The organism is Plantibacter flavus, assembly GCF_051487245.1.
In the GTDB taxonomy this organism is placed as follows: Bacteria; Actinomycetota; Actinomycetes; order Actinomycetales; family Microbacteriaceae; genus Plantibacter; species Plantibacter flavus_B.
This window is the reverse complement of record NZ_JAHVDH010000004.1, coordinates 1-22351: the sequence shown is the minus strand read 5'-3', so window position 1 is coordinate 22351 and position 22351 is coordinate 1. Positions and strand designations below refer to the sequence as shown.

General features: G+C 67.5%; 24 protein-coding genes and 1 pseudogene. 14 read left to right on the top strand and 11 right to left on the bottom strand.

All coding sequences use genetic code 11. The features are described 5' to 3' along the window. Nucleotides 1-23 precede the first annotated feature (23 nt). Nucleotides 24-713, top strand: a complete 690-nt coding sequence (locus KXS11_RS10470; RefSeq protein ID WP_437385522.1) for a TetR/AcrR family transcriptional regulator — start codon at nt 24-26, stop codon at nt 711-713. Nucleotides 714-1153: 440 nt separating this feature from the next. Here the strand turns inward: KXS11_RS10470 and KXS11_RS10465 are convergent, their stop codons facing one another. Continuing rightward, nucleotides 1154-1267 (bottom strand): hypothetical protein, encoded by a 114-nt coding sequence (locus KXS11_RS10465; RefSeq protein ID WP_437385521.1) that lies wholly within the window; start codon nt 1265-1267, stop codon nt 1154-1156. Between the two features lie 154 nt (nt 1268-1421). Between KXS11_RS10465 and KXS11_RS10460 the strand changes: the two genes are divergently transcribed. The 5 genes from KXS11_RS10460 (at nt 1422) to KXS11_RS10440 (ending at nt 5446) form a co-directional block, all read left to right on the top strand. Beyond that, on the top strand, nt 1422-1814 hold the full coding sequence (locus KXS11_RS10460) for a hypothetical protein (RefSeq protein WP_437385520.1): 393 nt from the start codon (nt 1422-1424) through the stop codon (nt 1812-1814). A gap of 5 nt (nt 1815-1819) precedes the next feature. Next, nucleotides 1820-2020: a hypothetical protein gene (locus tag KXS11_RS10455; RefSeq protein ID WP_437385519.1), complete on the top strand. Its 201-nt coding sequence runs from the start codon at nt 1820-1822 to the stop codon at nt 2018-2020. 343 nt (nt 2021-2363) lie between these two features. Beyond that, nucleotides 2364-3353, top strand: a complete 990-nt coding sequence (locus tag KXS11_RS10450) for a hypothetical protein (protein WP_437385518.1) — start codon at nt 2364-2366, stop codon at nt 3351-3353. A gap of 130 nt (nt 3354-3483) precedes the next feature. After that, nucleotides 3484-4455 carry a 3,4-dioxygenase subunit beta gene (locus tag KXS11_RS10445; protein ID WP_437385517.1) on the top strand — a complete coding sequence of 324 codons (972 nt, stop codon included), beginning with the start codon at nt 3484-3486 and terminating at the stop codon, nt 4453-4455. 175 nt (nt 4456-4630) lie between these two features. Next, nucleotides 4631-5446 (top strand): hypothetical protein, encoded by an 816-nt coding sequence (locus tag KXS11_RS10440; protein WP_437385516.1) that lies wholly within the window; start codon nt 4631-4633, stop codon nt 5444-5446. Nucleotides 5447-5688: 242 nt separating this feature from the next. Here KXS11_RS10440 and KXS11_RS10435 read toward each other — a convergent pair whose 3' ends face one another. Next, on the bottom strand, nt 5689-6888 hold the full coding sequence (locus KXS11_RS10435; protein WP_437385515.1) for a M20/M25/M40 family metallo-hydrolase: 1200 nt from the start codon (nt 6886-6888) through the stop codon (nt 5689-5691). Nucleotides 6889-7069: 181 nt separating this feature from the next. On the opposite strand from KXS11_RS10435, the gene KXS11_RS10430 reads away from it, so the two are divergent. From KXS11_RS10430 to KXS11_RS10415, 4 genes are all read left to right on the top strand, one after another. Further along, nucleotides 7070-8113, top strand: coding sequence for an ABC transporter substrate-binding protein (locus tag KXS11_RS10430; RefSeq protein ID WP_437385514.1), 1044 nt, complete (start codon nt 7070-7072; stop codon nt 8111-8113). Next, nucleotides 8086-9174, top strand: a complete 1089-nt coding sequence (locus KXS11_RS10425; protein ID WP_437385513.1) for a FecCD family ABC transporter permease — start codon at nt 8086-8088, stop codon at nt 9172-9174. The genes KXS11_RS10430 and KXS11_RS10425 overlap by 28 nt, the downstream gene beginning before the upstream one ends. Beyond that, nucleotides 9171-9947, top strand: a complete 777-nt coding sequence (locus tag KXS11_RS10420) for an ABC transporter ATP-binding protein (protein WP_437385512.1) — start codon at nt 9171-9173, stop codon at nt 9945-9947. Before KXS11_RS10425 ends, KXS11_RS10420 begins: the two co-directional genes overlap by 4 nt. A gap of 106 nt (nt 9948-10053) precedes the next feature. Next, on the top strand, nt 10054-10617 hold the full coding sequence (locus KXS11_RS10415; protein ID WP_437385511.1) for a dihydrofolate reductase family protein: 564 nt from the start codon (nt 10054-10056) through the stop codon (nt 10615-10617). 63 nt (nt 10618-10680) lie between these two features. Here KXS11_RS10415 and KXS11_RS10410 read toward each other — a convergent pair whose 3' ends face one another. Then, complete coding sequence (locus KXS11_RS10410; RefSeq protein ID WP_437385510.1) at nt 10681-11424, bottom strand: TetR/AcrR family transcriptional regulator; 744 nt, start codon at nt 11422-11424, stop codon at nt 10681-10683. 113 nt (nt 11425-11537) lie between these two features. Here KXS11_RS10410 and KXS11_RS10405 point away from each other — a divergent pair, with 113 nt between their 5' ends. Together KXS11_RS10405 and KXS11_RS10400 are read left to right on the top strand one after the other, a co-directional pair. Further along, nucleotides 11538-12578: an NAD(P)-dependent alcohol dehydrogenase gene (locus tag KXS11_RS10405; RefSeq protein ID WP_437385508.1), complete on the top strand. Its 1041-nt coding sequence runs from the start codon at nt 11538-11540 to the stop codon at nt 12576-12578. 63 nt (nt 12579-12641) lie between these two features. Continuing rightward, the gene (locus KXS11_RS10400; protein ID WP_437385507.1) at nt 12642-12932 is read left to right on the top strand and encodes a hypothetical protein; all 291 of its coding nucleotides are present in this window, start codon (nt 12642-12644) and stop codon (nt 12930-12932) included. On the opposite strand, the gene KXS11_RS10395 is transcribed toward KXS11_RS10400, so the two are convergent. Next, complete coding sequence (locus KXS11_RS10395) at nt 12929-14023, bottom strand: alpha/beta hydrolase family protein (protein WP_437385506.1); 1095 nt, start codon at nt 14021-14023, stop codon at nt 12929-12931. The genes KXS11_RS10400 and KXS11_RS10395 overlap by 4 nt on opposite strands. Nucleotides 14024-14218: 195 nt before the next feature. Here KXS11_RS10395 and KXS11_RS10390 point away from each other — a divergent pair, with 195 nt between their 5' ends. Then, nucleotides 14219-14491 carry a hypothetical protein gene (locus KXS11_RS10390; RefSeq protein ID WP_437385505.1) on the top strand — a complete coding sequence of 91 codons (273 nt, stop codon included), beginning with the start codon at nt 14219-14221 and terminating at the stop codon, nt 14489-14491. A 55-nt stretch (nt 14492-14546) separates the two neighbouring features. Further along, a complete protein-coding gene (locus tag KXS11_RS10385; protein WP_437385504.1) occupies nt 14547-14774 on the top strand; it encodes an RNA-binding S4 domain-containing protein in 228 nt (75 codons plus the stop codon). A 69-nt stretch (nt 14775-14843) separates the two neighbouring features. On the opposite strand, the gene KXS11_RS10380 is transcribed toward KXS11_RS10385, so the two are convergent. From KXS11_RS10380 to KXS11_RS10350, 7 genes and pseudogenes are all read right to left on the bottom strand, one after another. Then, nucleotides 14844-15695 carry a DNA/RNA non-specific endonuclease gene (locus KXS11_RS10380; protein ID WP_437385503.1) on the bottom strand — a complete coding sequence of 284 codons (852 nt, stop codon included), beginning with the start codon at nt 15693-15695 and terminating at the stop codon, nt 14844-14846. 104 nt (nt 15696-15799) lie between these two features. Next, nucleotides 15800-16471: a hypothetical protein gene (locus tag KXS11_RS10375; RefSeq protein WP_437385502.1), complete on the bottom strand. Its 672-nt coding sequence runs from the start codon at nt 16469-16471 to the stop codon at nt 15800-15802. Between the two features lie 148 nt (nt 16472-16619). Beyond that, a complete protein-coding gene (locus KXS11_RS10370) occupies nt 16620-17270 on the bottom strand; it encodes a GntR family transcriptional regulator (protein WP_437385501.1) in 651 nt (216 codons plus the stop codon). 128 nt (nt 17271-17398) lie between these two features. Then, nucleotides 17399-18775, bottom strand: a complete 1377-nt coding sequence (locus KXS11_RS10365; protein ID WP_437385500.1) for an LLM class flavin-dependent oxidoreductase — start codon at nt 18773-18775, stop codon at nt 17399-17401. 65 nt (nt 18776-18840) lie between these two features. Beyond that, a pseudogene (locus KXS11_RS10360) lies at nt 18841-20312 on the bottom strand (APC family permease). 103 nt (nt 20313-20415) lie between these two features. Further along, nucleotides 20416-21447 (bottom strand): zinc-dependent alcohol dehydrogenase, encoded by a 1032-nt coding sequence (locus KXS11_RS10355; RefSeq protein ID WP_437385499.1) that lies wholly within the window; start codon nt 21445-21447, stop codon nt 20416-20418. A gap of 151 nt (nt 21448-21598) precedes the next feature. Further along, a partial coding sequence (locus KXS11_RS10350) for an HNH endonuclease signature motif containing protein (protein ID WP_437385498.1) occupies nt 21599-22351 on the bottom strand: 753 nt, incomplete at its 5' end.

The window sequence follows — 22351 nt, the reverse complement described above, 5'->3', positions numbered from 1 at the left end:
ACAAAGTAAGGTAATGTATCGGCGTGTCCAAGGCAAACCTCAATCGGCAGAAGGTGCTCGCCGCTGCGGTGGAGATCGCAGACGCCGGCGGCATTGCAGCGCTCACGATGCGTTCATTGGCCGATGCCGTCGGTATCCAACCGATGTCGCTCTACCATTACGTCCCCAACAAGGACGCGATCCTCGACGGGATCATCGACGCCGTCTTCGCCGAGATCGACCTCCCGCGGCCCGATCGGGCTCGGGCTGGCGGCTGGCGTGAGGAGGTGCGAGCTCGCTGCGTCGCGATGCGTGCGGCACTCAACCGTCACCCATGGGCCCTGGCTCTCATGGAATCCCGCCCGACGCCCGGCCATGCAACATTGACCCACCACGACGCGATGCTTGCCACCCTTCGTGCGGCCGGATTCAGCCTGCAGCTCACCGCTCACGCATATGCCGCCATCGATGCTTTCGTCTACGGCTTCGCACTCCAGGAAGCATCCCTGCCGTCCAATCCTGAGGGAGACCTGCCCGGCGATGAGTTCCTCGCCCACATCGGCGAGGCATATCCGCAGCTCGCAGCATTCACCGTTCAGCACGCGATGCAGCCCGGGTACGCCTTCGCTGACAGTTTCGCGTTCGGACTCGACCTCGTCCTCGATGGCGTGGCGCACGCGTCCGAACGGGAGCAAGGCATGGCTACCGACCCCGCAGAGGTCGACAACGGATGAACCTGGCGGACTGAACAGCAGCCACAGTAGTTCGACGGCGCGAGGAACCTCAGCGCCGCGCGCGCACCGCGTTGGGGTTTCGCGGTTGTACCGTGGTTCTGCAAACACGACACGGTATGGAGTGTCGTCGAATCGACCCGCGGTCAGCTGCGAGCCTGGCTCAAGCAGAAGGTCGGCAATCGCGCAGAAGCCTCCGGACTCGATAACTGACGATGCCGGCCTATTGACGATTCCTGGACGCTACAAATTCCGGAAGATCGACCGGACCTATCCCGCCTGGGGACAAGAAGTGCTCGATGAAAGCGGCGGCTTTCGCCTCCAGCTCTTCCGTCGAGAAATCACTGGATGAAGACGTCGACCCGATCGTGAAACCGTAAGAAGGATCACGCTGAGCGACCGGCCACTGGTGCGGGTCGGTTCGCTCTCGCTTGCGGTGGGAACTACAGGGGGCTTGTGGGGTCAATGCTGGAGATGGTCGGACAAACGACCGCGTCGTGAGTGACGACGACCACGGATCGCGTCGCATCGACCATGGCGTCGAGCGCAGGTACCACGCGCTCGTGGGCGTGTCGGACGGACTCAGTGTCCGGTGAGAGCGCTCCCGCCCAGGGCGGAATCTATCCAGGGGACCTCTGTGGCGCAAGTAGCGCACACTTCGGACAAGGTGATATACATATCTCAAGTGCTAAGCAACTCAAAGGAGAGTGCATGATGAAGAAGCTGACTGGTTCGACCCTGTGCCGCGTGGGGCTCGCTTCGGCGCTGACGGTGGCGCTTGCCGCCACAGCGGTCGGCCCCGCAACCGCGGTGCCCAATGTACAGCCGACATCCGTCGTGGCAATGGCGGAGTCGAATGCCTCCGACAGCGACGCCGAAACTCGGGTCGCCTGGCTTGCGATCGTGACGGCCGTGATCGCTGCGGGTGGTGCGGCCGACTACATGGGGCAGCAGGCCGCGGTGAAGATGTACCACGCGGGATTGCGCAGTGCGGAGTACCAGCAGATCAAGTGGCCCATGCGTGTGGCGGTGGCCAATCTCCTCACCCCGGTCTTCGGGGGGATCTTCATGGTTGCCTTCGAGAACAAATTCAACTCACTGTAGTGGGCATGTCAGCGACACAGCTGCGGTACCTTGCGGCGGCGAATGCGTTCGTCGTTGCCGTCTATGCGGCGGGAACAGGGCTGGCCGGTGACGCCAATTCGGTCCTGGTGGTCGTTGTGGTGATTGCCATGATCGCTCAGATCATCTACCTGCTCGTGCCTAGCCGGAGGAAGAAACCTCAGCCGAGCGAAACGGAGAGCCTGTAGGCAGCGCGGGTGAAAGTGGGGCTTCGAGCTTGCAGCTCGGAGCCCCACTTTCTCGTGCGGTGTGTACCGTGCGCCGCCGCAGTGGGGTCACGGCCGGCGAAGCACCGCTCTGGACGGAGGAAGGACGCGAACTGGGTAGCCGCCGCCGATAGCATCGGGGCATGCGAATCTCAGCGCTGTTCGGGGGAGCGAGCACTGGACAGCAGCCGCGGTAGCTCGACGGCGCGTGGAACCGCAGCGTCGCGCGCGTACCGCCGTTCACATGCTGCACCGCGGTGCTGTAGACAAGACACACTGCCTTTGGCAGTCGGTACAACGTGTTCGAATGGAAGACGAGTAGGCGGTGACTGGTATCGACGATCCACATGGTTGGGGTGGCATCCGCGTCCACGGCTGGACGGCCAGGAGCCTCCGCAACCTGACGATCGCGATGGGCGTGTGGACGATCGTCGAGATCGGAGTGGGACTCTGGATGCTCTTCGCAGGGTTCACCGCGGGGGTGATCGCGCTCCTCGCCCTCATGTTCATCGAGTATGTGTGGCCCAACCCGTTGAAACGGCGCGAGGCTGAGGAGATTCGGGCAGGGTACACGACCCTCTCGAAGGTGCACCTGCACGTCGCGCAGCGTGATCCACGAACCGGGGCCGTCATCCGCGAGGCCGGAGGGACCACGACGTCGACCCCCTCAGCACAACACGACCGAGAGAGCCGGCGAGAGCGGCACCCGATGCGACTCAACCGTCGATCCCTTCGTTCCCTCGGCACGGCCGTTCTCGTGCTCGGTGGCGTGGCGACCCTGATCTACGCAGTGGTGACGTTTTCGAACATGTCGGCCTCGGGTGCCCTCACGATCGTCGCGATCGTCGGCCTGGTCGCTGCGGTATGCGGCGGTGTGGTCGCTTTCGTGATGCGTCATGTGCGGAGACGATCGACGATGCTGTTCGAGTTCACACGCACTCGCCGTCAAGCAGGCGAGCACACCGAGCTGGTTCTGGGAGGGGACGAACTCGGAGACGCGCTGCAGATTCTCAACACCAACGGTGACCGTCGCGTACAGACGACGATGGGTATCGCGGCGCTGGTCATCACAGAGGAGTCCCTCGCCCTGTGGGGAGCCACCGCGACGGAAGTCGAGTGTCTCGCATCCTTCCCGCTCACCGAGGTACAGTCCATCGCCGCCCCCGACACTGAAGCTGTCCGTGTCACGCTCGAACACTCCGGGATCGTCGGCGCCATCGACCTCGTGCCGGTCCTGGAGTACGCCTACGGCGCGAAGATCGCCGGAGGTACTGCGCCGCGCAAGCTGTGGAACACACTCGCGATGGTGACCTGACCGCCGCCCTCGTTGTGACCGACACATGTCTTCACGTGCTTGGTCGAGGTAGGGGCAGTTCATAGGAAGGGCAAAGCGTCCGCGCGGATGCTCGTCTCACCACCGAACACCCACGAAGGCGAGACGCATCATGAGCAGGATTCCTGAACCCGAGATCACCCCGGACGGGCCGGCGTACGAAGGCCGGTTGCTCGACCACGTGGACGAGGAGGTCGTCGACCAGGGCGTCGCGTTCGACGTGCGAACGCTCGTCAGCCGCCGAGCCGTCCTCAGCCTCGTCGGTGCCGGTCTCGGAGCGGTCGCATTGGCGGCCTGCTCGACCGGCGCGTCTGGAAGCGGTGCCAGCCCGAGTGCCGCGAGTCCCGGCACGAGCAGCGCGACGCCGACGACGGACGGGCTTCCGTCGGGGGAGATCCCCGACGAGACCGCCGGACCGTATCCGGGCGATGGCTCGAACGGTGCGGACGTCCTCGAGCAGTCGGGCATCGTTCGGAGCGACATCCGCTCCAGTATCGGTTCCGGGACCACTGCGAGCGGTGTTCCGATGGTGCTCACGCTCACCATTCTCGACATGGCGAATGGAGACGCGCCGTTCGCCGGCGCGGCCGTGTATGTGTGGCACTGCAACGCGTCCGGAGACTACTCGATGTATTCCGAGGGCATCGAGAGTGAGACCTATTTGCGCGGCGTCCAGGTGGCGGACAGTGCCGGAACGGTCACCTTCACATCGATCTTCCCCGCCTGCTATGCGGGCAGGTGGCCGCACATCCATTTCGAGGTGTATCCCGCCGTGCCCGACATCTCGGATGCGGCGAACGCGATCGCGACCTCCCAGGTCGCCCTCCCGCAGGCTGCGTGCGAGACCGTCTACGCGACGTCCGGCTACGACGGCTCGACGTCGAATCTCTCCCAGGTGACCTTGGCGTCGGACAACGTCTTCGGCGACGACAGTGGGGCGCTGCAGATCGGCACGGCGACGGGCGATTCGACAGCCGGGTACCAGGTGGCGCTCAGGGTGCGCGTCGACACGACGACGACGCCGACTGCCGGTGCGGCACCCGCCGAGGGTCAGAGCGGGGGCACTCCGCCGAGCGGACGCTGACGTTCTTCTGCGACGTCGCTCACCATCGCCGCGAAACTCAAGCAGCTTCTGGAGAAGACAGAGGCTGGACGTGACTCGTTGTGCGGAGTCGGGATCCAGCTGCACCCATGTTTTGGGGGCGAGATCACGAGCTCCATCGTGTCTCAGAAGGGTGCGGTTCTGTCAGACTGCGATCGTGACGGAGACGCATGCAGGATCGAAGCGGGGTGGCTTGGCGACGGCAGTGATCGCCCTGGTGTTGTCAGCACTTGCACTCGCAGTGAGCGTCTTCACGTTCGTCGCGCCGATTCGAGGTCAGGTCGACGCGAGGAATACGGCCGTCGAGGCCTTTCTGGACCGGATCGTGGACGCATCGACGTTGTCCCAGATCTCGGCCGGTGCAATGACGCAAGCGGGCTCCGCCGCAAATGACTACGTGCAAATCATGGGGTACATCTGGGAGGGATGGGAGTACGCCGAAGGCCTCGGCGGAGTGGATGACGGAACATACACGCAGATTGATTCCGGTTACAAAGTGTGTTTTCCGCAGGTCGACGTCCTGACGGCGGAGTGCCAGGTCTTCGATCGCTTCCAGTTCGCAGACGGCACGGACACGATCACCCGATTCAGTATCGACGAGGTCCCCGTCGAGAAACTCGTCAACCTTCGATCATCGTCCGTCCAGGCCGGTGAATCCGTCCCGAGTGCCCACCTTCGGGGCACGCTCTTCGACCCGACGTTCGAATCGAAGTCAGTCGTCCTGTCGATCGGGCTGAACGCGGCAGAAAGCTATCCGGTGGGCACGACGATCGAACTCTCATCGGTCAGAATTCAGGATGCGGGTGAGCATTGGCTCCCGGATCCCGTCTTCGAGCTTCGCCCGACGATCAGTCGGTACGAATCCGTTCGGGGAGTCCTGCGGACCAGTGGCAGCGCAAACCTGGTGTACGCGTGCTGGACGGTGCAGCCGACTGGAACGTCGACGTGCGCGTGGATGAATCTTTCGCTGTAGATCCGAATCGACGCCCTGCGACAAACGTTGCATGCTCCAGCGGGGCATCATCGCTCAGCCCATCGAGAGTCCGATGAACATCCTGAAGATTGAACCGCCGTTCGGCTTCGACGTGGCAGCGGACTGCTGAGCGGATGGGCTGGATCGTGCGCTCGCCTGCTTTTCAGGTGAGACCTGAGCCCGCTCTCTGGTCGATCGCCGCGCTGTCCATCGAACATCGCTCGTCGGAAGGGCGAGCGCGCTCATTCCCTCGTACTCGGCGCCTCGAGGTAATCGCGGATCGCCGCAGCCACCGCCACCGGGAACTGACGCACCTGGTCGACGTCCGCCCATTCCACTGCGGCGTGGAGTCCACCGCCCGCGGGCCCGCACACGACCGCCGGGACGCCGGCTTCCTGCCAGAGGACGGACTCCATCCAGTACGGCGCACCGGTCGCCTCCGGGCGGCGACCGGTCCCCTCGGCGATCCGTGCAGTGAGGAGTGCTCTGAACCGCGAGGCGGGGCCCCGCGCATCTGCCGCCCAGGCTTGACGATGGTGGGTCAGCGAGACGCGCGCCTGCACCCCCGGTGTGCGGGCGGTCACGGCCGCGAGCATGTCCCGGACCTCCCGTTCGGCGTGCTCCGCCCGTTCGCCGGGGAGGGTGCGGCGTTCGATGGTGACGGTCGCCTCGGCGGCGAGGGTGAACGGCGCGGTCCCGGCGCGCACGACGGTCGCCCGGAACGAGCCGAACCCGAGCAGGGGATGCTCCGGCTGCTTCTGCAGCGCGTGATCGGCTCGTTCCACCTCGTTCAGCAGCGTGCCGAGCGCGCGCACCGCGTCGACCCCCAGGTCCGGTTGCGACGAATGCGCTGCGGCACCCTGCAGTGTGACCTCCACGACCGCGTACCCGCGGTGCGCCGAAACGGTGTTCAGCCAGCTCGGTTCAGCGATGAGACACAGATCGGCGGTCGTGCCGCTCTCCGTGAGCCGGGCCAAGACGGCTGGAACTCCGACACTCTCGTCCTCTTCGTCTGCGACACCAGTGAACACGATCGTGCCGGGATGGTCGGTCCTGGCAAGGTGCTCGGCAGCGACGATCAGTCCCGCCAGACCGCTCTTCATGTCACTGGCGCCGCGACCGTAGAGACGCCCGTCCGTGACGTACGGCTTGAACGGATCCACCATGCCCTCAACGCCGACGGTGTCGAGGTGCCCGTTGAGCACGATCGTCCTGCCCGGCCGCTGGCCTCGGTGGACGGCGATGACGCTCACGCGCCGCGGATCGGTCGATCCCGGAACGTACTGGACGCTGCAACCAGCCCGCTCGAGCCGCTCGCCGATCAGCGCTGCAATCTCGGCCTCTCCTGCGCTGCCTGGCACGAGACCGGGATTGACGGAATCGACCGCGATGAGCTGACAGGCGAGGTCCAGCGCATCATCTCCGAGATTCTCCACCGACATGACACCACGATACGTGGCGGCCGCACACTCATGAGATTCGACGCCGACGAGGTCTACGCCGCGACGCAGTGTGCGGCGTGCTGGATTCGCCACCCGAGTTCAGGTAAGGCTATCCTTGCTACTCGTCGAGGTCTCCACCGATGCTCGGCACGCCCACCCCTGTGAATGAAGGAGTCCCGACGTGTCTCGACGCGCCGCCATCAGTCTTGCCGTTGCGACCCTGCTCGCCGGAACCCTGACCGCTTGCGGCGCTTCCGAAGCGGTCGAACCGAGCTCGCCAGCGCTCGAAGGCCAGGGTGCGACCGAGTATCCGCTGGTCCTCGAGAACTGCGGGACCGAGGTCACGATCGATGCGGCACCGCAGCGCGTCGTCTCGCTCGATCAGAACTCCACCGAGATCCTGTTTTCCTTGGGCCTCGAGGACCGAGTTGTCGGCACCGCGTCCTGGACGGATCCAGTGCTGCAGTCGCTGGCTGCCGCGAACGCGGACGTCCCACGGCTCGCGGACAACGCCCCGACGTATGAAGTCGTCCTCGGCGCCGATCCGGATTTCATCACCGCCTCGTTCGGCCGCCACTTCAACGAGGGCGGCGTGGCGACCAGGGAGCGCTTCGCGGAGACCGGTGCAGCGACCTACCTCTCACCGACGGACTGCGACAACGGCACCAGCGTCAACGGCGGGGGGACGCGGACGACGATGCTGACCGTGGATGCCCTCTACGCCGAGATCACCGAACTCGGCGAGGTCTTCGACGTGTCCGACCGTGCAGCGGCACTGATCGACGAACTGCGCACCCGTGCGGCTGTGGCGACCGAGGGCGTCGATTTCGACGGCGCCTCCGTCGCCTTCTGGTTCGCAGACACGAAGACCCCGTACGTCGCCGGCGGGCTCGGCTCGGCCGCGCTCCTCGCATCGTCGGTCGGCCTCGACAACGTGCTGTCGGACGTCGCCGACGACTGGCCGGCCACCACGTGGGAGACGCTCGTGGACCGCGACCCGCAGGTGCTGATCCTCGGTGATCTGCAGCGCGACCGCTTCCCAGGGGACCGCCTTGACGAGAAGGTCGCGTTCCTCGAATCTGATCCGGTCGCGCAGACCATCGATGCCGTCCGGAACAAGCGCTACATCGCCTTGCACGGCGCTGAACTCAACCCGTCGATCCGCTTCGTCGACGGGCTCGAGAAGATCAAGGCGTGGTGGGTCGAGCACGAGGACGAGCTCTGACCTCCACCGAGGTGCCGACGCGCGCGCAGCGGGCGACGCGTGGCAGGCGTGCCCTGACCGCCGGTCTCCTCGTCCTGGCCGGAGTCCTCCTCCTGCTCGTGTCCGTGGGCGTGGCGATCACGCTCGGTCCTGCCGACGTGCTCTTGGTGAATGTCCGCGACGTCGTCACTAACCACCTCGGGCTCACCGACATCCCGGTGAAGGTCTCGAAGAACGCGATCGTCTGGGAGGAGCGCCTTCCACGGGCGCTCGTGGCGGCCGCGTGCGGTGCCGGTCTCGGGCTCTGCGGTGTCATCATGCAGTCGCTGCTCCGCAACCCACTGGCTGACCCCTTCATTCTCGGTGTCTCCTCGGGCGCCTCCACGGGTGCTGTCGCCATCGGCATCCTCGGGTTCGGCGGTGCGTCGATCGGACTCTCCGGAGGTGCGTTCATCGGGGCCCTCTTCGCCTTCGGGCTCGTGCTGCTGCTCGCACGACTCTCCGGGGGTGGCACAGACCGTGTGGTGCTGGCCGGCGTCGCCAGCACCCAGCTGTTCTCGGCGCTGACCTCACTGATCATCTTCGCCTTCGCCGATTCTGACGAGACGCGTGGTGTCATGTTCTGGCTGCTCGGCTCGCTCGAGGGTGTGCGGTGGGACGACGTGGCGCTCTGCGCGATCGTCGTCGCGGTCGGCTCCGTGCTGTGCCTTCGGTACGCGCATGCGCTCGACGCCTTCGCCTTCGGCGAGGACGTCGCAGCGTCACTCGGGATCCACGTCGTGAGAACGCGGGCGATCCTGCTCATCGCGACCGCGCTCATCACCGCCACCCTGGTCAGCGTCGCAGGCGCGATCGGCTTCGTCGGCCTGGTGCTGCCTCATGCCGCCCGCCTCCTCGTCGGACAGCGCCATGCGCGACTCATCCCGGCGACGGCGATCATCGGCGCGGTCTTCATGGTGTGGGTGGACGCCGGCTCACGAGTCGTGTTCTCCCCGACGCCATTGCCGGTCGGCGTCGGCACCGCCCTCGTCGGTGTCCCCGTGTTCATCGCACTGCTGGCGAGACGGAGGAGGCGCGCATGACGCTCTGGGCCGAGCAGGTCTCGTGGAACAGGGGCGGTGCGCTCGTCGTCGACGGTGTGACCCTGCGACCGCGGCCCGGCGAGACGGTCGGTCTGCTCGGTCCGAACGGATCCGGGAAGTCCTCGCTCCTTCGCGTGCTCCACGGACTGGTGAGGCCGACCGCTGGCTTCGTCTCGCTCGATGGAGCGGACCTGTCGACGGTGGGTCGACGTCACATCGCCCGGTCCATCGCGTCGGTCACACAGCACGCCGACACTGAGGTCGACATCACGGTCTGGGACATCGCGAGTCTCGGCCGGATCCCGCACCGCTCGGGGCTCGGTGGGACGACGAGGTCGGATGACGCGGCGGTGACCCGCGCCCTCGAACACGTCGGCTTGCTCGGTGAAGCGGACAGGCTGTGGCACACGCTCTCCGGCGGCGAGCGACAGCGGGCGCAGATCGCCAGGGCGCTCGCGCAGGAGCCGCGCCAGTTGCTCCTCGACGAGCCCACGAACCACCTCGACATCCGGCATCAGTTGGAGTTGCTCGACCTGGTCTGCGCGCTGCCGATCACGACGGTCATCGCGATCCATGACCTCAATCTTGCCGCAATGTACTGCGACACGGTCGTCGTTCTGCAGGCTGGACGGGTGGTCGCCGCCGGGACGCCTCACGACGTGCTGACGGCAGAGCTCATCGCCGACGTCTACGATGTGGTCGCGCAGGTGACGAGGGATGTCGGCGGAGGATCGCCAGTGGTCACCTTCTTCAGGAGAACGAGCGATGGGTGACCGGAGAGGTGTAAGACAAGAAGAGTGATGAGCACGAGCATGGCAGCGAGGTCCGCGACCTGCATCGGCCAGTCGGTGACGCCCAACGGGCAGAGAAGAGACCAGGATGAGGCCCCTGCGATACTCAATCAACGTCACGCTTGACGGTTCTGTCTCCCATGAGGCCGGATTACCGCCTGACCCCGAATCGATGAGCTACTGGACCGCGCAGATGGAGCGCGCCGATGCGCTGCTGTTCGGCCGCGTCACGTTCGAGATGATGCAGTCCGCGTGGCGAAAGCCGGCGTCAGGTGCATGGCCTGAGTGGATGGAGGATTGGCAGATTCCGTTCGCTGAAGCAATCGACGAGCAGAAGAAGTACGTCGTTTCGAGCACACTGAGCTATGTGGACTGGAATGCGGAACTTCTGGGAGCCGACTGGGCCGAGGCGGTGCGGCGGCTGAAGCAGGAACCAGGGGCGGGCCTCTGGGTGGGCGGAGTCAGTCTCCCGACAGCTCTCGCCGAGCTTGGATTGATCGACGAGTACGAGTTCCTCGTGCAGCCGGTGCTCGCTGGTCGCGGCCCAACGCTGCTCGCTGGCCTGAGCGACAGCATCCGCCTCGAAGCCGTCGAGAGACAGGAGTTCCGATCGGGTGCGGTGAGCGTACGCTACCGGCCTGTTCCGTCCTGATTCGCGGTACGGACCTGCGTCAGCGCGACGTCGACGCAGCGCCACGACGCGGCCCCATGACGCTCATCTGTTCTGCCGGCGCCTCCGGCCGGCGGATGCGACCTGCTTCTCGCGGGCCGCACCTTGTCCCGATGACGACGCGGACGCTCGCAGGGGCTCGAGTGCGGAGAGGATGAGGTCGAGGCCGAAGCCGAACTCCTCCGCGGGGTCGTAGCCGGCCGCGAGGAGCGCTGCGCCGGACTCGTTGAGGTACGGGAACTCGTCGGCAGGAAGCTCGGGGAGGAAGACGTCCTCGATCATGTCCGCGAGTTCCTCAGTCGTGTCGAACGGCAGGCTGGCCTCCTGGAGGGCGAAGCCGTAGACGTAGCTGTCGAGCAGCCAGTTGGCGTGCGTCGCCATCACGACCGAGAAGCCGGCCGTGCGCAGGCAGGCGACGACTGCTTCGCGGTGCCGGAGATTCGCGGGCCCCGGTGACGTCCGTGACTCCATCAGGCCGATCGCCCACGGGTGGCGCGCCAGGGCCTGGCGAGCGGATGCGGTCCGCTTCCGCATCGCCGTCTGCCAGTCGGTGCCCTCGGGCGGGAGTTCGATCTCCTGGAACACGATGTCGATCATGGCGTCGAGCAGCTCTTCCTTGCTCGCCACGTAGTGGTAGAGCGACATCGCGCCAGCGCCCAGCGCGCCGGCCAGGCGGCGCATGCTCAGCCCGTCGACGCCCTCGTTGTCGGCGAGTCGGACAGCCTCGGCCACCACCCGCGGTTTGCTCAGCCCCGCGTCGGATGTGACCTGGCGTTCCTCTGCAGACACGGATCTCCTCGCTCGAGCGGCTTGACAATCGTACAGTGTACGCGCATAGTACAGCGTACGACGTACAGTGTACGAGCCTGCAAGGATCGCGGCTCAGATGCGAGGAGGACCCGGTGGGAACGGAAGAGCAATCGAACGTGGCGAAAGGCCCGACGGCCGGCGCGAATCCAGCGGGGACGGCGATGATGCGGGCCGCTGTCCAGCACCGCTACGGTCCGCCCTCGGTGCTCGAGGTGTCCGAGGTCGAGGTGCCGTTGCCTGGTCGAGGCGATGTGCTGGTCCAGGTGAGCGCGGCCGCTGTGCATCCCGGCGACGTCTTCGTCATGACCGGGGAGCCATACCTGGTGCGCCTGGCGTTCGGGCTCCGTCGCCCGCGACAGGGCATCCCCGGCAGGGACCTCGCCGGCAGAGTGGCAGTCGTCGGGGAGGGGGTCGACACGCTCCAGCCCGGCGACGAGGTGTTCGGTTGGAGTACTGCCGGCACGCTCGCGCAGTACGCCTGCGTCCCGGCCGACAACCTCGTCCTCGTGCCGGCCGAACTGTCGGTCGTGGACGCGGCGGCGGTACCCACGTCGGCGCTGACGGCATTGCAGGCGCTGCGTGACGTGGCGCGGGTCCGACCGGGGCAGACCGTGCTGATCACGGGTGCCTCGGGCGGCGTGGGGTCATTCGCCGTGCAGATCGCGAAGGCGCTCGGCGCCGAGGTGACGGGGGTGTGCAGCACGCGCAACGTCGACCTCGTCCGGTCGCTCGGCGCCGACCACGTCGTCGACTACACGAGGTCCGACGTCACCCTCGCAGGGAAACGCTACGACGTCATCCTCGACAACGTGGAAGCCCAGCCGCTGGCTGCCGTGCGCCGCGCGCTGACGGACACCGGCACCCTCATCCCCAACAGCGGCCGCGGAGGTCGCTGGCTCGGGCCCGTCGGGCGGATCGTCACAGCGCGCGTCCTGTCCGCGTTCACGCGCCAGCGCCTGAAGCCCTTCCTCTCGGTCGAGAAGCGGGAGGACCTGCTCACTCTGGCCGACATGATCGCGACCGGGCAGGTGACGCCGCTCATCGACCGCACCTACGGCCTCGACGCGGCGGCCGACGCGCTCCGCTACGTCGGGGCTGGCCACACCCGAGGGAAGGTCGTCGTCACCGTGTGACCGGCGAACCGATGTCCACGACGCAGGCGGTGTGCCTGCATCCCCAGACCTACCGCCGACCGGGTGAACGGGCCCCGCCACCTCTACCAACCCGGCGAGATCGACACGATCCGGAGTGGCGACATCTTCGTCTTCGACATCAGCGGGGCGTTGCTGTCCGGCTTCCTCGCGCTCATCGCGATCCCGAGCCTCATGGTGTTGCTCTCCCTGACACTGCCCGCCCTGGTGAACCGTGCAACGAACCTCGTCGTCGCGGGGGTGTTCATCCCCGTCTGCGTCTTCAACGCGGCAGGGGCGTCATCGCCCACGAGGACCAGGAACCGGTGGTCGTGCTGCGCCGCGACATGCTCCTAGCCGTGCGAGGGCGACGTCATTCCGGCGACTCGCGTCACCCATCCCGCCACCTCGTGCTCGAAGCGTTCGGGGTCGCGGTTCCATTCGAGGCCGTGGGGTGCGCCGTCGACGCGGAGCAGGTCGACGTGCGCGGACCGTTCTGCGGCGGCCTCCGTCTCGCGGAAAGCGATGGTCCGGTCGTCGGGCGAGTGGATCGCGAGCACGGGGATCGCTGGAGCCCTGTCGTCTGAGAGTTCCCGGATCGGGAGTGGGCCGTGTGCGCCGGCGAGTCTGGCGGTCGGCCGGAACCGGAGGGAGTGCAGGGCCAGTCGCGCGAGCCAGCGCGGAACCCTGGCGGACTGGGCCCCGGCGAGCACGGTGCGTTCGAGGTGCAGCATCGGCGCGACGAGCACAGCGCCGATGACCACGCTTGGGCGGGCGCGTGCGGCGGCGAGGCTCACGGCCGCGCCGAACGACCAGCCGAACAGCACGACGCGTTCTGCCCCGAGGGTCACGGCGTCGTCGATGGCGGCGACCACACGGTCGATGTCATCGGAAGCGAGGCCAGTGCGTCGAGCTTCGAAGGGGTGCCCGAACGATGCGACCAGTGACGGAAGTCCTGCGCGCTCGGTCGTCCGCACGGTCCGGAGGGTCGACATCGGTGATGCACCACGCCCGTGTACATGCACGGCCCAGGTCGTGCTGCCGGGGTCACCGAGCCTCCACGACCCAGAAGCGGTGCGTGGGATCGGACCTGTCGGAGCAGCGAGGTCCTCGGGGAGGACCGCCGTGCCGGTGAAGCGAGCGTGCGTCGCGGTCGCAGGGACGGATCCTCGGATGACCTGGCGGAGGACCTCACGGGCGGTGTCGTCGATGCTCAGTACCTCGCCGAGGAGGACCCGCTCACCTGTGGCGAACTCGAGGGCGTACTGTCCCGGCAGCGCAGTGACGGTGTCGAGTCCGAGGCGCACGCTGTCAGCGTCTGCTCCCGAGCGGAGCGTGACGTACTGCGGTGGGCGGTCGCGCACGATCATCCGAGCGACGACGATGGTCGCGGCGCCCACAGCGGCGCAGGTGAGCACTCCCGCGAGAGCGAACGGTGTGGACGGCATGAATCCTCCATGTCGGGTGTGCGGCGGTCGCGCCAGGATAGGAGATGGAGAGGCGAGCTGCCACCGCCAGCTGTGGGGCAGGGGTGTCCGCTGCGACGCCGTGGTCCACGAATGAGCGCGCGTCGCGCCGACTGTCGGCGGGTTGCTCTAGCCTTGCAGCATCGAACATGTGTTCGGGTGTTGGGGAGGTTGCTCGTGTCGACGATCGTGGATGTCGAGGTGGCGGTCACGCTCTCCGCCGTGGGGGAGCCGGTCGCGTTCGTGTGGGAACAGGCCGATTATCGGGTCGTCGGGCGGCCGCAAGCCCTCTTCGGGCGGCGGCCGTCATTGGCCGGAGATCCGTCGCGGGTGCGCATCGACATCGAGACCTGGCGGGTCGACGCCGCGCGTGCTGAGGAGGATCCCGCCCGCTTCGACCTGCGCCGCGACGCCGACGGGCGGTGGACGCTCGCGGTCGCCTGGGCGTGAGCGGAGCGGCTCTCACTGTTCTGGGCGGAACAGCAGGGTCGGTTAGTCTTCGGGCATGACCAATCCAGACCAGATCGACGACGTCTCGATCGGCGGCGACATGATCCGCCTCGGCCAGTTCCTCAAGTTCGCGGGGCTGCTCGACACCGGCGGGACGGTGAAGGAGGCGATCGCCGACGGCGACGTGACCGTGAACGGTGAGGTCGATCTCCGTCGCGGGCGGCAGCTGCACCCCGGCGACATCGTCGGCTTCGACGGGCGCCGCGCCCGCGTCCGCCCCTGAGTTGCCTCAGAACGCACGAAAATCGGCGATGTTCGAGCGTTTTCGGGCGACTCACCGCCCATCGGCGTCTCAGAACCTCAGGTCGCCCCGGTCGGTGAGCTCGATCCACTCGGCTGGAGCCGGGCGCACGGCGCGTGCGGGTTCGAGGACGTCGGCCGCCGCGAGCGCGCCGAACCCCAACCCGGTGACCTCCGCAAGGTCGACGATCGGTACCTGGAACGTCCGGAACGGTCCGAGTGGCGGTGGGGTGTCCGGCTCGCCGGCCGCGCGAAGCGACGAGAGGTCGATGTCGTCGAGCTGCGGCGTCTGGTCGAGGAGGTATCCACTGGCTGAGAGCGCACCGGCTGAGAGCGCACCGGCTGAAGACCAGGCCGCGACCTTCCAGAACTGCCGAGGGATCCGCACGCCACGGTAGACGGGGTCGTCGTCTGCGAACACCGGCCCCGTGAAGACGCTGAGACGCAGACGGTTGACGCTCGCGTACTCGAGGACGAGGTCTTCGAGGCCGTTCCAAAGCTCCAGCGACTGGTTGAACTCGGCTGCCTGCGGGGCGGCGTTCGTGTAAGAGAAGGTGTCCACATTGGCCCGGCGGGCTTCGTCGATGTCGCCCCACACCGGGTCGCGACGTCGCACGAGATGGCCGCGGTCGAGATCGTTGCGGGCGTAGAGTTCCGGACCGGCTTGCTCCGACGCCGGCACGCGGTCGTCGAGGTGCCAGTCGTCTCCACGGCCGAGGTCACGGAGCGTTGCGCCGTCGATGTTGACGCCCGTCGCGGCGGCGAGGCGCCGATCCGGATCGAGCAGCACGGAGAAGTGCGTGTAGGTGAGCGGCCGGAGCGCTGCTGCGGCGACTGCGTCCGTCGGCGTTGGCAGCGCGACCGATTCGGAGAGCTCGAGGAACGATGAATCGTAACCAGTCATAACAACTAGTCGAGCACGTTTACCTCGCGCTGTCTCGTGAGTTGTCCGAGAACGCACGGAAATCGCGGAAAACCGTGCAATCTAAGGCGACTCAGTACGGGGCGTCAGCGACCGGGGGCGCGCGGGGGCGCTGGGCGTTCCGCGCCGCAGGCGTACACGGTGCGAAACTCCGCCGACGTCTCCGCCCCGGTGTCGAAGACCAGGAGTGTGCTCATGAAATTGTCGCGTCGCGAGAGGTACGGTCCGACGGTTGCGCGGATCTGCGCGCCGGAGGCGTGTTCTCGAGCGATGAGCTCAGCGATCTTGCGCGCCAGATCGTCGTCGGCGATCTGCCCGACGTGTGGGGTGACGAGGTCGATGACGGTGGTGCCCGTCGCTCGGGCTTCGGTCGATCGCTGCAAGGACGTCAGTGCCTGGGTGAGGTGCACCGTCTCCGCTTTCAGCGCATCGACACGTTGGTTGAGATCTCGACCGACGATGGTGTTCCCGTCACCGACGTCACCCGCGGTCACCGAACCGGAGTCGCCACTCGATCCCGCACCGAACAGATAGCCGGCCACGGCGCCCAGGACACCGACGGCCGCCGTAGCGTCGAGTTGCGTCGCGATCGCGAGCGCGCAGACGGCGATGACGACGAGCACGAGGCCGACGGCGCGGATGACGATCGTCGACAGACGCATCCGTTTGAGGACCATGACGAAGAAGAACGCGAGCGCGAACGCGCCCGCAGCAGCTACGACGATGAGTGCGCCGACGGTGAGTGCAACCGGATCCACGTCGTCTCCCAGAACTGCATCGCAGGCGAAGCCCCCGGGTGGGACTTGCTCATCCCGTTACGGTAGCGGATCGTGCCGTCGCCGAGTCGCCCGGGATTGCACGATTTTCGGCGATTCTCGCGCTCTTCCGGGCGACTGAGCGCGGGTGCTAGCCGAGCTCGCCGAGGCGGTAGATCGACTCGATCGCGAGCTCGGCCTGCACAGCGTCACCGGCGTCGATCGCGTCGCGCAGCTGGGCGAAGCCCTCGTCGAGGACGTCCCACGGCACGTCGTCGACCGCGTTGGTCGCGGCGATCCGGAACGACAGGGCGTTCACGATGTCCTTGGTCGCGGTGACGAGCGACTGGTTCGGGCAGGCCTCGATCACGTCTTGGACGAAGGTCCAGCCGACACTCGTCACCTCGTCGGCATCGCGCTTCGGAAGAGCCGTCAGCACGGTGCCCAGCGACCGCAGCAGGGGCTTCTTCTGTGCCGGAGAGAGGGTCGGGACCGTCACGCGAACCACACCGCCGAGCATCGCGCCGATGGTCTGCAGCACCTCGGTGCGCTTCTGCGGATCGGGCAGGGCGACCCGCGTGTAGCGCTGCGCGGCCATCTCGATGAGCCCGATGCGCGCCAGGTCGTTGAGCGCTTCGCGGATGGGCGTGCGCGACATCCCGAGCCAGTCCTGCAGTTCACCGTCGTTCAGATGCTCACCCGGTGCGAGCGTGCCGTCGAAGATCGCGGCGCGGATCCGCTCGGCGGCGACGTCGCGGAGTGAACGGCGCTCGATGTCGGATGAGCTGGTGGGCACTGGCATGGAATACTCCCGGGTCGTGTTCTGCAGTTCCATCAGGTTAGCCGGTCTGCGCTCCACGACTTGAGTCGCCCGGATCTGCGCGTTTCCCTCGGGATTCCGTGCAGTTCCGGGCGACTCAGCGGGCGGTGCTAGTGCGCAGGCTGGTAACGGTACCTCGCCCCGGTGTGCTCCTCGGGCAGGCGGTCACCGCGGCCGTGCAGCTTGTGCCGCAGGCTGCCCTCGGTGTACTCCTCGGGGTACGCGCCGCGACGACGGAGCTCGGGGATCACGAACTCGACGATGTCCTCGAAGGTGCCAGGGGTGATCGCGTAGGCGAGGTTGAAGCCGTCGACATCGGTCTCCTCCACCCACTCCTGCAGCGTGTCGGCGATCTCCGAAGCGCTGCCCACGATCCGCGGACCGAGGCCACCGATCGCGCCCATGCGGGAGATGTCCTTGACCTTGAACTCGCCGCCCTCCTCGTTCGCCGCCTGGTAGTTCGCGACAGCCGACTGGATGGCGTTGCTCTTCACGTTGCCGATCGGCTCGTCCGGGTCGTACTGGGAGAGGTCGATGCCCATCCATCCCGACATGAAGACGAGTGCACCCTCCTGGGAGGCGTACTGCAGGTAGTCCTCGTGCTTCGCGTGCGCCTTCTCGCTCGTCTCGTCGGTGATGATCGTGAGCAGCGTGTAGATCTTCGCGGAGTAGCGGTCCCGACCGGCTGCCTCGAGGGCGTCGCGGATCCGGCTCACGGTGGCCTTCAGGCCGGCCTTCGTCGAGGCTCCGACGAAGATGGCCTCGGCGTTGCCAGCCGCGAACTGGATGCCGCGCGGCGAGGCGCCGGCCTGGTAGATGACGGGCGTGCGCTGCGTCGACGGCTCGGACAGGTGGATGCCCGGCACCGTGAAGTGCTTGCCGGCATGCCCGATCTCGTGCACCTTCGCCGGGTCGGTGAACACGCCCGACTCGCGGTCGCGAACGACGGCGTCGTCCTCCCACGACCCCTCCCACAGCTTGTATAGGACCTCGAGGTACTCGTCGGCGACGTCGTAGCGCTCGTCGTGCTCGAGCTGGTCGTCGTGGCCCATGTTGCGTGCGGCGCTCGGCAGGTAACCGGTGACGACGTTCCAGCCGACACGGCCCTTGGTGAGGTGGTCGAGCGTCGACATGCGGCGGGCGAAGGGGTACGGGTGCTCGTAGGCGGTACCGGCCGTGACACCGAAGCCGAGGTGCTTCGTGACGGCGGCCATCGCCGACACGAGGAGGATCGGGTCGTTGACGGGCACCTGTGCACCGTTGCGGATCGCTGCCTCGTTGTTGCCGCCGTACACGTCATACGTACCGAGGACGTCGGCGATGAAGATGCCGTCGAAGTTCCCCTTCTCCAACAGCTGGGCGAGATCCGTCCAGTAGGAGAGGTCCTTGTAGGTGCTCGAACGGTCGTCGGGATGGCGCCACATGCCGGAGGCCTGGTGCGCGACGCAGTTCATGTCGAAGGCGTTGAAACGGATCTGACGGGTCATAGGGTCGATCCTGCATCACCGGTGCCGAGCGCCACCTGGCAAATCGAGGATTCCGTAACAGGACGTCATCTGGCCGGTCGCTCGGCCTCGATGGCGTGCCGGTAGGCGTCGTGGCTCAGCGCCCCGACGGCGGAGTGCCGGCGTCCGTAGCCGAGGTACAGCAGGACGCCCGCGACCATCCAGGCGGCGAAGACCAGCCAGGTCGTCCCGCCGAGCGAGACCATGAGGCCGAGACACATGAGGATGCCGAGGGCCGGCACCACCGGGAACAGCGGCACGGAGTAGGACCGCTCGAGGTCGGGACGCGTGCGACGCAGGAGGATGACCGAGAGGTTCACGAGCGCGAAGGCGAACAGGGTGCCGATGCTCGTCGCGTCGGCGAGCTCGCCGAGCGGGATGAGCGCGGCGACCACGGCGACCGCTGCGCCGACGATGATCGTCCCGGCGACCGGCGTCCCGGTGCGGCGCCCCACCCGCCCGAACACCGGGGCACCATGCCGTCCTGCGCCATCCGATACAGGATGCGGGTCTGGCCGTAATACACGGTGAGCACGACGCTCGCGATGGCGACGACCGCGCCGATGGAGAAGAACAGGGCGACGAACGGCTGGCCGGTGAGCTCGGTGAGGATGCCGACGAACGCCGACTCGTCGTCGGTGAACTCGGTCCAGGGCTTGGCGCCGATCGCCGCGATCGCGACCAGGATGTAGACGGTCGTGACGATCACCATCGACAGGATGATCGCTCGGGGCAGGTCGCGCCTCGGGTTCGTGGCTTCGTCGCCGGCGGTGGAGGCTGCGTCGAAACCGATGTAGGAGAAGAACAGTCGACTCGACGCGGCGGCGATCCCGGCAACGCCCATCGGTGCCAGCGGCTCGAAGTTCTGCAGGGAGAACGCCGTGAAGGCGATGACGACGAAGACGAGCAGCACGAGCAGTTTCACGAACACCATGACGGTGTTGGCCCAGGCGCTCTCCTTGGCGCCACGCACCAGCAGGAGCATCGCGAGCAGGACCAGCAGGGCCGCCGGGAGGTTGATGACCCCGCCGTCGACACCGATCGGGTTCGCGAGCGCCGGGGGAAGCGCGAGGCCGAAGACGGTGAGCGCCTCGTTCACGTACTGTCCGGCTCCGACGGCGACGGCGGCGACGGACACGCCGTACTCCAGGACCAGGCACCAGCCGCAGACCCAGGCGACGCCCTCGCCCATGGTCGCGTAGGCGTAGGAGTAGCTGGACCCGGACACGGGCACCGAACCGGCCATCTCCGCGTAGGACAGCGCGGAGAGGAGGGCTGCCAGCCCCGCCACGGCGAAGGCGATCCACACCGCTGGCCCGGCAAGCGGGACCGCGGTGCCGAGCACGACGAAGATGCCGGTGCCGAGTGTCGCTCCGACGCTGATCATCGTGAGCTGCCACACGCCGAGCGAGCGGCGGAGGGGAGCGGTCGATCCGGCCGTGTCGACGGAATCAGCGCCCAGCCGGTCGAGGGGCATGCGTCGACCCAGCTGCTCGAGGAGCGGGAGTCGGCGGGTCATCACGGTTTCCCATGGTAGACGCCGTCATCGCCTGGTCAGACCAGCAGTCGTCGGCTGGAGGGCGGACGACCGGTGCTGGAGCGCCCGCCGGGTGGCGCGACGCTCAGACGAGCCGCACCTGCGTCTTCGGTCCCGTGCCAGCAGCGCGCGGTAGACCGGCGGCCAGTGCATGCGGGACCTCGTCGAGCGTGACGGTCGTGCCGATGAGCCGACGGGCGTCCTCGCCCAGTTCGGCCAGGAGTCCTGCCGCCTCGTCGATGAACGCGGAGCCGCCGAGGACGGCGTGCACGGTCGCGTCGAGCGGGATGAGGCCGTTGGTCGGCAGACCGGCCGACTCGCCAGGGACACCCAGGAGCGCGATCCGGACGCCCGGTGCCGCGTGGTCGAGCAGTCGTCGGGTGATGTCGGGAGAACCGGTCGCCTCGATGATCACATCGAACCGGTCGTCGGGTGCTGCGGATGTTCCGGGTTCGAGGTTCGCCGGGTCGATCGAGCGCAGCCCGAACCCCTCGACGAACGCGCGGTCCGAGGCTCGGCGGGCGACGACACCGACGGTGGCACCTGTCCGCGCGGCGAACAGGGCGGCGAGCATGCCGAGCGTCCCGGCACCCCAGACGAGCACGCGATCACCTGCGGAGACGTCGGTGAGACGCACCCCGCGGAGCGAGCAGGACGACGGTTCGACGAGCGCACCGAGGGCGGCGTCGAGGCCGTCCGGGAGGCGGTGGACGGCGCGGGCCGGCACCACGAGGAACTCGGCGAGGGCACCGTCGGTCTGTCCGAGCACACCCAGCTCGACATGCGTCGTGCACAGGTGGTGGCGTCCGGCGTGACAGGCGGCGCACGCGTCGCAGCCGATGAAGGTGTCGCCCGTCACGAGGTCACCGGGCTGCAGGCTGTCGCTGTCGGGTGAACCCACGGCGACCACCAGACCTGCCCATTCATGCCCGGGCTGCAACGGATACGCGGTGCGGCCGTCGAGGAGGTACGGCATCGTCCCGTGGAAGAGCGCGACATCGGTGCCGCAGAGCCCCGCCCGCTCGATCCGCACGAGCACCTCGCCCGGCAGCGGTTCGGGCGCCGGACGCTCGACGATCTCGGCGGAGTCCGGGGCGGTGAGTCGGATGGCTCTCATGGTGTCCTCTGCGTCGGCGTTGACGGGTGCGGCGCGCGTCGGAAGCGCACACACCCATTGTCGATGATCAGGCGTGGTGTCGCCCTCGACAGGCTCGGGGACAGGGCGGTGGTTCCTGAGCTCGTCGAAGAGCCGACGACCCGATTGCGGTCTACTCGGGCATGGTGGTGTGGCGTCGGCCGTCGGGTGTCGTCCAGTGGAGGGTGCTGCCGGGGTGTTGTTGGAGTTGCCAGCCGGGGTGGTGCTTGAGGCGGTGGTGGTGTCGGCAGAGGCTGGCGAGGTTGTCGAGGCTGGTGGTGCCGTGGTGTTGCCAGGCGGTGGTGTGGTCGAGGTCGCAGTTCCGGGCAGGGCGGGCGCAGCCGGGCGCGCGGCAGGTGGTGTCTCGGACGCGGACCGCGCGTTGGAGGTCGGTGGGGACACGGTACTGGTCGCGGCCGACGGAGAGGACGGTGCCGGTTTCGGGGTGGGTGAGGATGCGGGTCATCGAGGGTGCGGTGATGGTGAGGCGTGCAGCGGTGTCGGGGTCGATGGGGCCGTAGCCGTCGAGGGTGCCGGGTTCCTCGGTGATGCCGAGGATGCTCAGGGCGGGGACGGTGAGGTGGACGGAGGCGCGGATGTGGGCCTGGATGTCGACGGGCTCGTCGATGAGGTCGGGAAGTCCGATGTCGGAGCTGGCCGGTGCGGTCCAGCTGGCGGGGGCGGCGGAGCCGGGCAGCCAGGCGACGTCACTCATGGACTCGGGGTCGGCGGGGATCGGGCTGCCGTCGGTGGTGACGGTGCCCGCGATGGCGAGGGAGGCGAGGGCGTCTGCGCGCAGCTGCGCGAGCGTCCGCGCATCACCCGCGACCCGGGTGGGGATCGCGGCGGCGTCGAGGCGTTCCCGGATCGCGTAGGCGAGGGGTGC